This is a genomic window from Cypionkella sp. (assembly GCF_036782355.1).
Taxonomy (GTDB): domain Bacteria; phylum Pseudomonadota; class Alphaproteobacteria; order Rhodobacterales; family Rhodobacteraceae; genus Cypionkella.
On record NZ_DAIPZF010000003.1, the window covers coordinates 39,717 to 54,615 of the forward strand.

Annotated in this window: 13 protein-coding genes; 7 read left to right on the top strand and 6 right to left on the bottom strand. The window is 59.1% G+C overall.

The features are described 5' to 3' along the window. Positions 1-39: 39 nt before the first annotated feature. Both rdgB and rph read right to left on the bottom strand, forming a co-directional pair. Positions 40-651: an RdgB/HAM1 family non-canonical purine NTP pyrophosphatase gene (rdgB, locus tag V7Q10_RS02055; protein ID WP_333867370.1), complete on the bottom strand. Its 612-nt coding sequence runs from the start codon at positions 649-651 to the stop codon at positions 40-42. Next, entirely contained in the window at positions 648-1,367 is a 720-nt protein-coding gene (gene rph, locus V7Q10_RS02060) for a ribonuclease PH (RefSeq protein WP_333867439.1), read from the bottom strand. The genes rdgB and rph overlap by 4 nt, the downstream gene beginning before the upstream one ends. Before the next feature lie 115 nt (positions 1,368-1,482). Between rph and hrcA the strand changes: the two genes are divergently transcribed. Together hrcA and V7Q10_RS02070 are read left to right on the top strand one after the other, a co-directional pair. Next, the gene (hrcA, locus tag V7Q10_RS02065) at positions 1,483-2,553 is read left to right on the top strand and encodes a heat-inducible transcriptional repressor HrcA (RefSeq protein ID WP_333867371.1); all 1,071 of its coding nucleotides are present in this window, start codon (positions 1,483-1,485) and stop codon (positions 2,551-2,553) included. 39 nt (positions 2,554-2,592) lie between these two features. Further along, a complete protein-coding gene (locus V7Q10_RS02070; protein WP_333867372.1) occupies positions 2,593-3,126 on the top strand; it encodes a nucleotide exchange factor GrpE in 534 nt (177 codons plus the stop codon). A 12-nt stretch (positions 3,127-3,138) separates the two neighbouring features. Here the strand turns inward: V7Q10_RS02070 and mutS are convergent, their stop codons facing one another. Continuing rightward, on the bottom strand, positions 3,139-5,778 hold the full coding sequence (mutS, locus tag V7Q10_RS02075) for a DNA mismatch repair protein MutS (RefSeq protein ID WP_333867373.1): 2,640 nt from the start codon (positions 5,776-5,778) through the stop codon (positions 3,139-3,141). A 309-nt stretch (positions 5,779-6,087) separates the two neighbouring features. Here mutS and V7Q10_RS02080 point away from each other — a divergent pair, with 309 nt between their 5' ends. After that, on the top strand, positions 6,088-7,683 hold the full coding sequence (locus V7Q10_RS02080; protein ID WP_333867374.1) for a glycosyltransferase family 61 protein: 1,596 nt from the start codon (positions 6,088-6,090) through the stop codon (positions 7,681-7,683). 6 nt (positions 7,684-7,689) lie between these two features. Here the strand turns inward: V7Q10_RS02080 and V7Q10_RS02085 are convergent, their stop codons facing one another. Next, entirely contained in the window at positions 7,690-7,962 is a 273-nt protein-coding gene (locus tag V7Q10_RS02085) for an NfeD family protein (RefSeq protein WP_333867375.1), read from the bottom strand. A gap of 1 nt (position 7,963) precedes the next feature. After that, positions 7,964-8,839, bottom strand: a complete 876-nt coding sequence (locus tag V7Q10_RS02090; RefSeq protein WP_333867376.1) for an SPFH domain-containing protein — start codon at positions 8,837-8,839, stop codon at positions 7,964-7,966. A gap of 190 nt (positions 8,840-9,029) precedes the next feature. Here V7Q10_RS02090 and V7Q10_RS02095 point away from each other — a divergent pair, with 190 nt between their 5' ends. The 4 genes from V7Q10_RS02095 (at position 9,030) to radC (ending at position 13,395) form a co-directional block, all read left to right on the top strand. Beyond that, positions 9,030-9,923 carry an SMP-30/gluconolactonase/LRE family protein gene (locus V7Q10_RS02095; RefSeq protein ID WP_333867377.1) on the top strand — a complete coding sequence of 298 codons (894 nt, stop codon included), beginning with the start codon at positions 9,030-9,032 and terminating at the stop codon, positions 9,921-9,923. Then, a complete protein-coding gene (gene gndA, locus V7Q10_RS02100; protein WP_333867378.1) occupies positions 9,920-11,332 on the top strand; it encodes an NADP-dependent phosphogluconate dehydrogenase in 1,413 nt (470 codons plus the stop codon). Before V7Q10_RS02095 ends, gndA begins: the two co-directional genes overlap by 4 nt. An 80-nt stretch (positions 11,333-11,412) precedes the next feature. Continuing rightward, complete coding sequence (locus V7Q10_RS02105) at positions 11,413-12,585, top strand: lytic murein transglycosylase (RefSeq protein WP_333867379.1); 1,173 nt, start codon at positions 11,413-11,415, stop codon at positions 12,583-12,585. Positions 12,586-12,627: 42 nt separating this feature from the next. Next, entirely contained in the window at positions 12,628-13,395 is a 768-nt protein-coding gene (radC, locus tag V7Q10_RS02110; protein ID WP_333867380.1) for a RadC family protein, read from the top strand. On the opposite strand, the gene V7Q10_RS02115 is transcribed toward radC, so the two are convergent. Beyond that, positions 13,392-14,885, bottom strand: coding sequence for an OmpA family protein (locus V7Q10_RS02115; RefSeq protein ID WP_333867381.1), 1,494 nt, complete (start codon positions 14,883-14,885; stop codon positions 13,392-13,394). The two genes, radC and V7Q10_RS02115, sit on opposite strands and share 4 nt — an antisense overlap. Positions 14,886-14,899 lie beyond the last annotated feature (14 nt).

Consider the following 14,899-nt stretch of genomic DNA (forward strand, 5'->3'; position numbering starts at 1 on the left):
CTCCGATTAGCACAATCCTCTTGGCGCCCCGTGAATGTTTCACGTGAAACATCCGGTCACAAGCTGTTGAAAAGCTTGACCTCTGTGGCTTATTTTATTCTTGGTCTCCCGATCCAGTTCGGCGCAAGTCAAAGCAAAGCCGTCGGGCACAAACACAGGATCATAGCCGTGACCATGCTCACCCCGCGGTGGCCATACAACCTGCCCAGGCATGACGCCTTCGAAGACTTCATCATGCCCATCAGGCCAAGCCAAAACCAAGGTGCATCGAAACTGAGCGCTATAGGGTGCTGAGGCGTTGCGCGCGCTGATCGCCGCCCATGTCCTCGTCATTGCTAACATAAAGTCGCGACCCGTTGGCGTTTCCGCCCAATCTGCCGTGTAAACCCCAGGCGCGCCCTCTAGCACATCGACTGTGATCCCAGAGTCATCAGACAAGGCTGGCAACCCCGTCGCGCGCGCCGCAGCATGGGCTTTGATCCGAGCATTGCCAACAAAACTCGTCTCTGTTTCGGCAGGTTCTGGCAGACCCATCGCTGCGGCAGAGACAACTTCAATCCCAAAAGGCTGAAGTAAATCAATGATTTCCTCAAGCTTTCCTCGATTATGCGTGGCAACCAAAAGCCTGGCTCCAGAAAACTTCCGCATCAAATCAACCCCAAGGCAGCCTTTTGGGCGGCTACCAATTCCGCGGCCCCTGCTTCCGCCAAATCCAGCAGCGCGCCCATCTCTTCACGCGAAAACGTCGCACCTTCGGCCGACATTTGCACTTCAATCAGCCGCCGGCGGCCAGTCAAAATAAAGTTACCATCGGTACCAGCCGCAGAGTCCTCAGGATAATCCAGATCCAAAACTGGCTGCCCCGCATAAATCCCACAAGAGATTGCGGCAACATGATCAATCATCGGATCGCTCACAATCGTTCCAGCCTTCATAAGCTTGTTCATCGCCAGCCGCAGCGCAACCCAACCACCTGTGATCGCAGCACAACGCGTGCCGCCGTCGGCTTGAATAACGTCGCAATCCACAACGATCTGCCGCTCTCCAAGCGCCGATCGGTCAACGCCAGCCCGCAGCGCTCTACCTATAAGCCTTTGAATTTCCTGAGTTCGTCCAGTTTGCTTTCCCATGGCCGCCTCACGACGCGTTCGCGAGTTCGTCGCGCGTGGCAGCATGCCATATTCCGCCGTCACCCAGCCAAGCCCAGAATTCTTCAGGAATGACGGCGCCTTGTCTTCAATCGTTGCCGAGCACAGCACATGCGTTGCCCCCATCTTGATCAAACAAGATCCTTCTGCATGTTTCATCACATCGATTTCGATCGACACGGGGCGCATTTCATTCAGTTTCCGGCCAGACGGGCGCATGTTCATTTCCTTATTTTTCTGGGCTCCAGATAGTCCCGTGCCGCTTCCAGATGCAAGCCTCATTGACGCGGGCGCGGAAGCCTCCTTAATGAAAGCTCAGGTTGGGAATTTCGCAATGAATGACGGCAAAAAACTACTGTCCGAAATGAATGACCGCTCCCGCGAGGTGTTCCGCCGTGTGGTCGAGGGCTACATCGCCTCGGGCGATCCTGTCGGCTCGCGCACCTTGACCCGCAGCATGACCGAACGTCTCTCTGCCGCCACCATCCGCAATGTGATGCAGGATCTCGAATTTCTGGGCCTTCTCGACAGCCCGCATGTCTCGGCAGGGCGAATCCCGACTCAGATGGGCTTGCGCATGTTTGTCGATGGCCTACTCGAGGTAGGTGACGTCGGTGTCGAAGACCGCAAATTGATCGACACGGCCAGCTCTGGCACCGACCAAGACATTGCCGGCCTGCTCGATACTATCGGCGGCACGCTCTCGGGTATCACCCGCGGTGCCAGCGTGGTGCTGGCCCCCAAGGTCGAGGCCGCGATTCGCCATATCGAATTCGTTAGCCTCTCTGCCGAACGCGTGCTGGTGGTTTTGGTCTTCGCCAACGGCCATGTCGAAAACCGCCTGTTCACTCCACCCCCCGGCCAAACCCCTTCCTCAATGCGCGAGGCTGCGAATTTTCTGAATTCCTTGGCCACTGGCAAAACCCTTTCGGAACTGCGCCGCACCATGGGTCAAGACATCGCTCGCCGCCGTCAAGAAATCGATTCGCTGGCGCGCGAACTGGTCGAAAGCGGCATCGTTTTGTGGGAAAACAGCGGCGAGCAAAGTGAACGCCTAATCGTGCGCGGCCGTGCCAATCTGATCGAAAACAGCAGCGAATCCGAAGACATCGACCGCATTCGCGTGCTGTTTGATGACCTTGAACGCAAGCGCGACATCGCCGATTTCCTTGAATTGGCCGAAACCGGCGAAGGTGTCCGCATTTTTATTGGCTCTGAGAACAAACTCTTCTCACTTTCGGGTTCCTCTCTGGTGGTCTCTCCCTATATGAACGCTGATCGAAAGATCATCGGTGCGGTAGGTGTGATTGGTCCGACGCGGTTGAATTATGGCCGCATCGTTCCCATTGTTGATTATACCGCGCAGTTGGTTGGCAGGCTTTTGTCCGAACGTGGTTCGGGATAAGCCTCGCTGCAAGACGGTTTGAATGTAAGGAAGACGACTATGGCGCAGGAAAACAACGGCCCCGAAGATTTAGACCTTGGCGGTCTGGAAGATTTTATCCAAGCGGATGAGCTTGAAACACTGCGTGCCGAACGCGACGATATGCGCGACCGCTTCATGCGCGCTCTTGCCGATGCTGAAAACAGCCGCAAGCGCAGCGAGCGTGATCGTCGCGAGGCTGAACAATACGGCGGCAGCAAACTCGCCCGCGACATGCTGCCCGTCTACGATAATCTCAAGCGCGCCCTAGACGCCGCAACCGAGGAAACCCGCACACAGGCAGCCGCCCTGATCGAGGGGCTAGAGCTGACCCTGCGCGAGTTGACCAATGTTTTGGCCAAGCACGGCGTCACCGAAATCAACCCGTCTTTGGGCGATGTCTTTGATCCGCAGCAGCACCAAGCCATGTTCGAAGCCCCCGTCGGCGGCACCAAAGCAGGCCAAATCATTCAGGTGATGGGCACTGGCTTTATGCTGCACGACCGCCTGCTGCGCCCCGCGCAGGTGGGTGTTTCCTCCAACACCCAAGGCTAAACGCGCTACAGCCTAGGGTTTCAGCAGATCCTTCAGGCTGTAGACCAAACGCAGTGCCTCAATCGGGGTCAGCTCATCCGGCATGACCTCTTTCAACCGCGCCTCAACGGCCGAAGCCTGCGTGACAGGCTTCGGTGCCGCCACCGGAATGGCGCGAAACAGCGGCAAATCGTCAATCAAGGTCTTTTGCCGCGCGCCGCCCTCACGCTCGCCCGCTTCCAAAGCCTCCAGCACCACCTTCGCCCGCTCGATCACCGCCATCGGCAGCCCCGCCAGACGCGCCACCTGCACGCCATAGCTGCGATCCGCCGCGCCGCGCTTGACCTCGTGCAAAAAGATCACATCGCCGTCCCATTCCTTCACCGTGACGGTGGCGTTTTCCACGCCCTGCAACTTATCCGCCAAGGCTGTCATCTCATGATAATGCGTGGCAAACAGCGCGCGGCATCGGTTGGTTTCGTGCAGATGCTCCATCGTCGCCCAAGCAATCGACAGCCCGTCATAGGTCGCGGTGCCGCGCCCGATCTCGTCCAGAATAACCAAGGCCCGATCATCGGCCTGATTCAAAATCGCCGCGGTTTCGACCATTTCAACCATAAAGGTCGACCGCCCCCGCGCCAGATCGTCCGAGGCCCCAACCCGGCTGAACAACTGGCTGACCAGCCCGATATGCGCCGATTTCGCCGGCACAAAGCTGCCCGCCTGCGCCAGCAAGGCGATCAGCGCGTTCTGCCGCAGAAACGTCGATTTACCCGCCATATTGGGCCCGGTCAGCAGCCAGATCGCGGGCGTCTGCTCTTGGGTCAGCGCGCAGTCATTCGCCACAAAAGCCCCGCCACCTTGCCGGCGTAGGGCGCGTTCAACCACTGGATGCCGTCCGCCCTCCACGACAAAGGCGCGGCTCGCATCGACGCGCGGCTCGCTCCAGTTTTCGGCCATCGCCAAGTCGGCAAAACTCGCCGCAAGGTCAATCTCGGCAAGCGCACGTGCCGCCGCACCAATCGGCCCAGATTGCGCCAATATACCGTCTCTAAGGGCGGAATAGTGACGTTTTTCAATCTCCAAAGCATGGTTGCCCGCGTTCAGGATCTTGGTCTCGATCTCGTTCAACGGTAGAGTGGTAAAGCGCACCTGATTGGCGGTGGTCTGGCGATGGATAAAGCTGTTCGAAAGCGGTGGTGCCAGCATCTTTTCGGCATGCGTCGCGGTGGTTTCAATGAAATAGCCCAGCACATTGTTGTGCTTGATCTTCAAACTCTGCACGCCAGTTTGCTGAATATACTCGGCCTGCATCGCTGCAATCACGCCACGGCCTTCGTCGCGCAATCTTCGCGTTTCGTCCAATTCTGCATCATAGCCTGCGGCCACAAAGCCGCCATCCCGCGCAAACAGCGGCGGTTCGGCAACCAGCGCCGCATCCAGCAGATCAATCAAGGCACCGTGGCCCAGCAGCGCTTGACCGGCGTCGCGCAAAATCTCTGGCACATCGCTCAGCCGCGCCGCGATGCTTTCGGCTTGGGTCAGCCCCGCACGAATGGCCGCAAAGTCGCGCGGCCCGCCGCGATCAAGCGCCAGCCGCGACAGCGCGCGGTCAATATCGGGCACGCGGCGCAAATCCGCCCGCAAAGCCTCGCGCAGCGCTGCGGCATTCAGTAAAAACCGCACCGCCTCCAGCCGCGCCCCGATCGTCGCCAGATCGCGTGAGGGGCTGGAAATCCGACGCTCCAACAACCGCGCCCCCGCCGCTGTCATTGTTCGGTCAACGGCAGCAAGCAACGACCCCTCGCGTCCTCCCGAAAGCGCTTGGGTGATCTCAAGGTTTCGGCGGGTCGAGGCATCAATCTGCACCGCGCCATCGGCGCTTTCCCGCAGCGGCGCACGCAACAGCGGCAGCTTGCCGCGCTGGGTCAAATCAAGGTAATCGACCAGCCCACCCATCGCCGCAATCTCGGCGCGGCCAAAATTGCCAAAGGCCTCCAGCGAGCCGATCTGCCACAGCTGACACAGCCGCGCCTCGCCACTGGTGGAATCAAAACTCCCCCGTGCCAAACCTGTCAGTGCGGCCCCCGATTCAGTGACTATTGCCGCCAAATCAGTCTCTCGCGCTTCGGAAACCAGCACCTCGCGCGGCGCCAGCCGTGCCAGTTCCGGCCCCAGTCGCACCAGCGGGCAGGGCATCACCCGCAGCTCTCCGGTCGAGATATCCACCCAAGCCAGCGCTGCTTCGTCGCGCACTTCGGCAAAGGCGCAAAGATAGTTGTGCCGCCGCGCCTCGAGCAGGGAATCTTCGGTCAAAGTGCCGGGTGTCACCAGCCGCACCACATCGCGCTTCACCACAGATTTCGAGCCGCGCTTTTTCGCCTCGGCCGGATCTTCCATCTGCTCGGCAATCGCCACGCGAAAGCCTTTGCGGATCAGCGTCAGCAGATAGCCCTCGGCGGCATGATAGGGCACGCCGCACATCGAAATCGGTTCGCCCTTGTGAAAACCGCGCTTGGTCAGCGCAATGTCCAGCGCTTCGGCCGCAGCGACGGCGTCGTCAAAAAACATCTCGTAGAAATCGCCCATCCGGTAAAACAGCAGCGCGCCGGGGTTCTGCGCCTTGATCTCCAGATATTGCGCCATCATCGGCGTTACAGTCTCGTCGCTCACCCGACCCCCCAAGGCTTATGTCGCGGGCAGCAAAGCATTTTGGCAGCAAAAAGGGAACCACCGCTGGCCCGCCATTTGACTGGAAACCGCCGCGTTCCGTGTTAATACTTTCGCATCAGACCGAATTTGTTGCCAAATCATTCAGTGAGTGTCGTGCTTAACCAGATAACTTTTCATCAAGCGCCGGACGGCCTGATTTTGAACCCCTTTGGCGGGGAAGGGTTTGCGATGTTGCAGCAGCCAGATTTTTTCTGGCGGCCAAGGCCAAGGGCGCAGATTCACGGTTTTGCTGCCAGCGAACACCCCGAAATGAACGAGAAGATCGAAGCGCATCTGGCTCTAACGCGCAAGCATCGCAGCTTTAAGCAGGCGATCGAGGTTAAATGCGCTCCGGTTTTTCTGCGGGACGTTTGGTTCAAGAAATCTTTCGTGACGACGGGTGGTAAATGTTTGGTCAATGGTGCTTCGGGCTCGCGCCTGTTGAATCATTATTGTTGGAAGAATGAGACGCAGGATTTTGACCCCGAGCAGGCTTTGGTCGATTATTTTCACCACTGCCAAGCCGAGAACGCGGGCAAAACGGCGCCGCTTGTCGCCACAGCGCTGCCTTCCGAGACCGCCTTTGCCATCGAATGCCGCAACACCTTTAACTATTTTCACTTTATCAGTGAAGCTCTGTGCCAGTTAACCTTGGTGGCCGAGGCTGGAGTGCAGGGTCCGATCTACTTTCACTATCCAAATTCAAACGACAAGACTCGGCTGTTTGCCTTTGCCTTTATTGAGGCGCTGTTTCCTGAATTGGCTGATCGGGTGATCTTTGAACGCGCGCCCTTCCATCACGCCGAGGTGGTTCTGCCCTATAGCTTTGGGCCCAGCTATTACCATTTGCCTGTGACGCAAAGCGCCGAGTTGGATGCCTTTGCACCCTCGAAAACTCTTTGGAAGGGTCGGGTGGCGACGCGCGCTTCGCATGGCATTCTGGCAATGAATTCGGTTGATTCAACGCTTTACGCCCTGCGTGCGCGGGGGTTGCAGGCGATTGCGGGTATGGATTTCAGCCATCTGCCGCGGCGGTTTTGGGTTGGCCGAGAAGAGGGGCAAGCGCGGCCGCGCCATATGAAGGGCGAGAACGAGATCTTTGATCTTTTGGGCCTGTTCGGATTTCAGCATGTGGCGTTTGAAAATCTGACGCCGCTGGAGCAGATCGCTTTGATGGCAAATGCCGAGGTGATGATTTCCTATCATGGTGCTGGTTTTGCCAATATGCTGTTCGCCGCGCCAGAAACCTATGTGATTGAACTTGGCACCTTACAAACCGCCACGACGCGTTGGGGCGATTTCTGGCGATTGGCCAATGCAAGCCAGTGTCACTATGTCAGCTTTTTTGCCGATTATAATTCCAAGACCCCGCTGGCTGATCCTGTTTTTGCAACCGATGGCATAGTGCCTGTACATCTGTCACCTAGCGGTTTGGCGCAGGTGATGTCTTTCGTAGTGTCGCTTCTGGGGCAGCCGCCGGCATTGACGCGGGTGGAGGATGTGCGCAGGGTCGCAGCGCAATTGGTGCAGGTGGGGGCGCCAACCCAAGCGCGGATGGTGATCGAGCAGAACCCACATGCCGCTGAAAGTGATCTTAGCACATGCTTGACATTGTCAGAGTGTTGCGAGGCGCTAGACGACCGCACTGGCCAGCTTGCAGCACTTTATTCCGCCTATCGGATTGATCCCAGCCGCTGGCAAACGCTGGTGAGCGTGATCTGGTGCGCGCGTGCCTTGAGTGATCTGGAAACGGTGCGCGCGGCATTGGATGTGTTCCGCGACAGCTTTCCCGAGCAGTTTCACAACTTTTCAAAGGATCGCCCTTGGATCAAGGCGCAGCTGCGCAGCAAAGCACGCAAGGCCTAGCGGCGGTTAGGTGTCATTGATGTCGTCGTGCCAAACCTTCACGCTGCCTTTTCCATTGCCAAATTTTGCCCGCAGCCCCAGCCAGGCCAGCAGCGCAAGCAGGGTATAAAGCAAAATCAACAAAGGCAGGCTTTGCGTCAGGTTCAGCGTTACCAAAGCCGCCATAATCACTGCGGCGATGGCAAAGCCCAGAAACAGAAAGCCGGGCACCAGAACCTCGAGCACAGCAAGACCCGCGCCAAGGGTGATCCAGACCCACCAGATGCCCAAAAGTGTCATATCAGCGCCCCTTCAACATTTTAAACGCATCGCCAAAGGCCTCCAAGGCCTGAGCCGGAACGATGATAGTCTGCTTGCCCGCCCCTTGACCAACGGCGGTTAGCGCCTCGACCTGTTTCAGCGCAACCTGATATTGCGCGGCCTCTATGCCGTTTTCCTTGATCGCAGCGGCGATGGTGCTGGTGGCATAGGCTTCGGCATCTGACAGGATGCGCCGCGCCTTTGCCTCTTGTTCGGCCGCGTAAAGTTCGGCATCGGCGTTCAGCTCGACCGCGCGCTTTTTGCCCTCGGCTTCGGTCACCTGCGCACGACGGGCACGCTCGGCGTTCAGCTGCTGCATCATCGCCTGGCGAGTGGCCTCATCCAGCGCCACATCCAAAATCTCGGCGCGCGTCACCTCGATACCCCAATCATCGACCATCGCCCGCACATGTTCGCGGATATTGGCGGTCAGCTCGTTGCGGTTCGATTGCACCTGATCCAGTTCCATCTTGCCGATTTCCGAGCGCACGATCCCCGCTACGGTTGTCGCAATCGCCGCGTCAACGTCACGAATCCGGTAGACGGTCTTTTCGGGCGAGATGATGCGATAGAACACCGAGGTTTCCACCTGCACCAAGACGTTATCTGTGGTGATCGCGTCTTGGCGGGCGGTTGGCAATTGGCGTTCCAGCACCGAAACCTTATGCGCGATGCGGTCCAGATAGGGCACAACAAGGTTCAAACCGGGCCCAAGCACCGAATGCAGGCGGCCAAAGCGTTCGACAACGAACTTTTGGCTTTGCGGCACAATCCGCACGGCCTTGTAGAGGGTGACGATAATCAGCAGCGCAATGGCTAAAAAGGCGGCACCGCTGCCAAGCAATTCGTTGGGCATGGAATATCCTCTCTGGAAAAGCGTTCAGACTACAGATGGGGGGTGCGCCGCTGCGGGTCAATTCCTATTTGCCAAGAAATCCGCGAGAAAGCCGCAGCCGATTTTGGTGGTCTGGGGGTATGCGGCGGGATACTTTGATTTTGACCCCGCCAATGTTATCGGTAACATGGGCGAGAGAAGGAGGCAGGATATGACATTCTTTGAGAGCCATGACGCAAGATTTGCACGCTTTGTGATGGGCAATGCTCCGGTGAAAAAGCTGGCGACGGGGTTTGACTGGGTCGAGGGGCCGGTTTGGTTTGGCGATGCGGGCTGTCTGCTGTTCTCGGATATTCCGAACAACCGCATTTTGCGCTACACGCCCGATCACGGCATCAGCACCTATCGCGCGCCGTCAAACTACGCCAATGGCCACACCCGTGATCGGCAGGGGCGGCTGTTGTCTTGTGAACATGGCACGCGGCGGGTGACGCGGACCGAATTGGATGGATCAATCACCGTTATCGCCGACAGCTATCAGGGCAAAAGGTTGAATTCGCCCAACGATATCGTCGTCACCGCCGATGGCGCAATCTGGTTCAGCGATCCGCATTACGGCATCATGACCAACTACGAAGGTTTTGCGGGCGAACAAGAGCTGCCTTGTCATCTCTACCGCGTTGATCCCTCGGGCCAGATCGAGGCGGTTCTAACCGATTTCAACTGCCCCAACGGGTTGGCGTTCAGCCCCGACGAACAGGTGCTTTATGTCGCCGATACCGGCCGGATGTTCAGCGATGATCCACAACATATCCGTCGCTTTGACATGACCTCTGGCCGACCCAAGGGCGGCAAGGTTTTTCACAGCATCAGCGCAGGCTGCGCCGATGGAATCCGCTGTGATAGAGACGGAAACCTATGGTCTTCGGCCGCCGATGGGGTGCATTGCCTTGCGCCTGATGGGGCTTTGTTGGGGAAAATCCTTGTGCCCGAAGTTGTCTCGAACCTGTGTTTTGGCGGGCGCGCCAAGCATCAGCTTTTCATTACCGCCACAACAAGCCTATACGCGATCACCTTGAACCGTGTTGGAGACCAGAAACCATGACGAACACCGCGCAAATCGGCCTGATCGGGCTTGGCACTATGGGGGCCATGCTGGCCCTCAACATCGCTGAAAAGGGGTTTCCGATTGCGGTCTGGAACCGCACCACCGCTGTGACGCATGGGTTTAAGGCCGAGGCCGGCGCGCTTGCGCCGATGATCACCGCGACCGAGAGTTTGGCCGAACTGGTGGCTGCCATCACGCCCCCGCGCGCGATTGTTCTGATGGTGCCGGCGGGGCAGGCGGTGGATGATATGATTGCCGATCTGACGCCGCTTTTGTCGGCGCAAGATCTGATCATCGACGCGGGCAATGCGCTGTTTCATGACACCAATCGCCGTGCGGCGGCGGCAGCCAAGGGCGGTCCGCGGTTTTTGGGCATTGGCGTTTCCGGCGGCGAAGAGGGCGCGCGCCATGGTCCTGCGATCATGGGCGGCGGCGATAAGGCCGATTGGGACCGCGTTGCCCCCGTGCTGAACGCCATTGCCGCGCAGTATAAGGGCGAGCCTTGCGCTGAATATATGGGCCCAGCCGGGGCGGGGCATTTTGTCAAAGCCGTGCACAACGGCATTGAATACGCCGATATGCAGATGATCGCCGAGGTTTATGGCGTGATGCGCGACGGCTTGGGCATGCAGGCCGCCGAGATTGCAACAGTGCTGCGCGGCTGGAACGCTGGCGTTCTACAGTCTTATCTGATCGAGATTTCCGCCGAAGTTGCCGCCGCCACCGACAGCCATAGCGGCAAACCGATGCTGGATATGATCTTGGACCGCGCAGGCCAGAAAGGCACAGGTCGCTGGACGGTGATCGAGGCGCAGCACCTTGCCGCCACGATCCCCGCGATCGAGGCTGCGGTGATGGCGCGCAATCTGTCGTCGCGTCTGGAAGAGCGCTTGGCAGGCGAGGCGCTGTTTGGTGCGGCACCGCAGCCGACCACTTCTGTGACTTTGGCGCAATTGGAACAGGCGATGATTGCGGGAAAGATCCTGTGCTATGCGCAGGGCTTTGCTTTGATCTCGGCTGCGGCCAAGGCCTTTGATTGGCCGATGCCCTTGCCCGATATCGCGCGGGTCTGGCGCGAAGGCTGCATCATCCGCTCGTCGATGTTGAATGACATGGCGACTGCGCTAAGCGATGACGCCGCGCGCAACCTGATGTTCGCGCCGTTCTTTGCCGATCATCTGAAGGCCAGCCACGGCGATCTGCGTGCCGTGGTTGCGGCGGCAGCGCTGGCCGGGCTGCCGGTTCCGGCGCTGGCGTCAGGTCTGGCTTGGTTTGATATGATGCGGACTGGTCGCTCGACTGCGAATATGATCCAAGCGCAGCGCGATTTCTTTGGCGCGCATGGCTTTGAACGGGTGGATGGTTTGGCCGATAAACATGGGCCATGGGCCGGCCACGGACTCTAGGCCGATCTTACAGCAAAACGTTGCGCAATGCCCCGAATCCATTAGGCTTCGGGGCATTGGTTTTTGCATTGGGGGCTGTCATGCCGATCACGCGGCGCGGGTTTGGGCTTGGGATGTTAAGCGTCTTTGCCGCCCCGGCTTTGGCATCGACGGCGGGCTTTGACGCCTGGCAGCGTGGATTCCAGACGCGGGCGGTAAGGCAGGGCGTCTCAGCAGCCACTCTGCGCCGCGCGTTTCAGGATCTGCGGCTTTTGCCCGAAGTGATTGCGCAAGACCGCAAACAGATCGAGGGGCGGCGCAGCACCGAAGAGTTTATGGCAATCGCCACCTCGCCCGAGCGTATGGCTTTGGGGCGCAAAGCCTATGCCCGCCATGCGCGCACACTTACAGCAATCGAGGCGCGCTTTGGGGTCGAGCCGCATGTCGTCGCCGCAATCTGGGGGTTTGAAAGCTTTTTCGGCACCAAACGCGGCGATATTCCAACCATTTCAGCCTTGGCGACGCTGGCCTATGAAGGCCGACGCGGGCCGTTCTTTGAAAAGCAGTTGATTGCCGCGCTGAAGATCTTGCAGCGCGGCGATGTCACGCCGCAAAACATGCTGGGCAGTTGGGCCGGGGCGATGGGCCACACCCAGTTTATTCCCACCACCTTTCAGGCCTATGCGGTGGATTTCACCGGCGATGGTCGCCGCGATATTTGGGGCGAGGATCCAACCGACGCGCTGGCCTCGACTGCGGCCTATCTGGCGCAATCGGGCTGGACGCGCGGGCAGCCTTGGGGGCAAGAGGTGATCTTGCCCAAAGGGTTTTCCACGCGCGACAAAGGGCCACGCAAAGATTGGGCGGCTTTGGGGCTGCGACCGGCTGCGGGGGGCAAGCTGCGAAACTTTGGCGCCGCACGCCTTAGCCTGCCGGGCGGTGCCATGGGGCCTGCGTTTTTGCTCTATCACAACTTTGGCGTCATCAAGCGCTATAACAACAGCGATAAATACGCGATGGCGGTGGGCTATCTGGCGGATCAATTGGCGGGCAAACCTGCGCTGCGCGGGTCTTTTGGGCCGGATGCGCAGGGGATGACGCTTGCAGATCGCCAGCTTTTGCAGCGGCGGCTGACCCAAGCGGGCTTTGACATCCAAGGCAGCGATGGCGTGATCGGTAAAAACACCATTGCGGCGATTTCGGCTTATGAACAGGCGCAGGGGCTGGCCGTTACTGGCGCGCCCTCGCTGGCGCTTTTGGCGCGGTTGCGCTGATCTTAACGATATATTCACCAGTTTTGGCGCAGGCTTTGCGCTATGAGCATAGATCGCGCCTTTCAGGACTTGGGCTTGCCGCTGTTCACCCATGAAGAGGGGGACGAAGCGCTGGGCGCGCCTGTCTTGGGCAGATTGCCGTCCTATATCGCCGATCACCGCAAACGCCTGCGCAGCCGTTTTATGGAAGGTGGTGCGGCAGCGATGCCTGATTACGAGATGTTGGAACTGCTGCTGTTTCGCGCCATTCCACGCCAAGACGTCAAGCCCTTGGCGCGGCTGTTGCTTGACAGCTTTGGCGATTTTAACCGCGTGGTCACCGCCAGCCCAACACGCTTGCTGGCGGTCAAAGGCGTGGGCGAGGCTGTGGTGCAAGAACTGAAGATCGTCGAAGCCGCAGCCCAGCGGATGATGCGCGCGCGGGTGATGAACCGCGCGGTGCTGTCGTCTTGGGATGCGCTGCTGGATTATTGCCACACCACCATGGCGCACCGTGAAACCGAACAGTTCCGCATTCTGTTTCTGGATCGCAAAAACGTGCTGATCGCCGATGAAGAACAGGCCAAGGGCACGGTCGATCATGTGCCCGTCTACCCGCGCGAGGTGGTCAAGCGCGCGCTAGAGCTGAACGCCAGCGCGATTATTCTGGTGCACAACCACCCTTCAGGCGACCCGACACCTTCGGATGCTGATGTGTCGATGACGCATCAGATCAAAGATGCTGGGGATGTTCTGGGCATTTTGCTGCATGATCACCTGATTATCGGCAAAAGCCGCGAGCTGAGCTTTCGCGCGCAGGGCTATCTTTAGCGGCCCGCAAAGACGGGTTCCAACCACAGCTCGACCCGTCGGTTCAACCGTCGACCAGCGGCGGTTTTATCGCAGGCAATTGGCAGCACCTCGCCAAAGGCTGCAATGCTGGGCAGCTTGGCCTCGGGTGTGCTTGGGATCAGGGTCTTTAGCGCGTCTAACACCGCTTGCGCGCGGGCCTGCGCCAGCGCACGGTTTGCCGCGGCCCCACCAGTGCCATCTGAAAACCCCGCAAGAATAAGCTTGGTATTGGCGAAACCATCCACCTCGATCAGCCGTGCCAGATCGGCAAGGCTGTTTTGCGCACTCGCGTCCATGTCATTCGACCCGTCACGAAAGCGGAAGGTCAGCGACAGCCGGTCGGCCTGCTGCATCACAGCCGCAAGCTGTTGCAGATCGGCAAGCGAGGTTTCCGCACCCGCATGCGCCAGCGCAGTCATCAGACGCGCACCATCAGCGACCAGCGGTTGCCGCTCGGGGCTGCGGTCACTATAGCCGCTGGCCGCAATCGCAGCTTGGGCGCTGGGCTGGGCCAAAAACTCCAACAACTCGCGCGCCATCAGCGGCAAGCGGCGGCGCGGGGTTAGAAAATAAACCGGCAGTGTCAGTGGGTAATCCTCGGCCTTTATTGCAAGCGGGCTGGGCGACAGCGGAAAGCCGCAGCTGTCGGTCAAGGCCAGCTGCTTGGCACGGCCGATGCCGTTTCGCCCGGTGATCGCCAGCGCCCAAGGGTCTTTGGCCACCGCCTGCGACAAGCTTTTCAGGCTGGAATGCGGGATGATCGGCGCAGTGCTACCACCCAATCGAGCCGTCAGCGCACGTTGCAGATCGCTGTCGGCCTCCAGACCATGCAGCACCAAAGGCATGTCGGGGCCGCCAAGCTCTTGCCAGTTGTTCAGTTTCCCCGCCAGTGCCTTGGCCAGATCTACGGTCGAAATCGCGCCCAAGGGATTATCAGGCGCAACAATCGGCACCAAAGCCTCGAGCGCCAGCGCCTTGCTGCCAAAATCGGGATCGGCGATGGCCGCCAGCATCAGTTCGGCACGGCCCTCGGTCAGCGCAGATTTTGCCGCAGCGGGGGGCAGTGCTTGAAACGAGATTTCGGCCAAAACCTGCTGCGTGATCGGGTCGCTCAGCAGTGCGGTGTTTTCTGGCAGCTGCATCGGGCTGTGATCCAACCCAAGCGCATCGGCAAAACTTGTGATCAGCGCTGGCAGCAGGGCTTGGCCTATTTCGGCTTCACCAACAATGCGGATCTTGGCTTTTGGTGCGTTCAAATCGGGGCAGGCGGGGCCATCGCAGATCACGCCAGCGGCATCAATTGTCAGCAGACCATAGCGGCTTTGAAGCCGAAACACTTCGCCATCATAGCCTTGCAACAGCCCTGGGATCGCCAACGCGCCATTGCGCGAGGTCAGAGTGACGTCTTGGGCAAAACCGCCAAAGGGAAAACACAGGGCCCATATTGCCACCGCCCAAAAAACATTCATAAAATCGACCGCTT